1 protein-coding gene is annotated in these 271 nt (G+C 78.6%); it reads left to right on the forward strand.

What is annotated here, in order from left to right; all coding sequences use genetic code 11:
• The coding region (locus J5474_RS22545) for a PAS domain-containing protein (RefSeq protein WP_209364255.1) at positions 1 to 271 on the forward strand (271 nt) is incomplete at both ends.

Here is a 271-nt window from a genome sequence, read left to right on the forward strand (position 1 = left end):
CTGGGGCAGCCGGCTGCGGCGCTGCTGGGGGAGCCGGCACGCGAGCTGCTGCTGCATCCCGAACCCAACCCCTTCCTGGCCCAGGCGCCGGCACGGGACCTGCGGGCCTGGCTGCGGCAGGCCGATGGGGAGCCCGCCTGCTTCAGCTTCGCCGTGGTGCCGCTGGCCGATGCGATGGGGCGCATCGTCGGGCTGCGCGGCACCGGCCGCGACGTGACCGCCGAGACGCGCGAGGCCGAGGCCCAGGCGGCGGCGCTGCGTCGGGCCCGGG

The sequence above is a fragment of the Sagittula salina genome (assembly GCF_017813235.1).
GTDB lineage: Bacteria > Pseudomonadota > Alphaproteobacteria > Rhodobacterales > Rhodobacteraceae > Sagittula > Sagittula salina.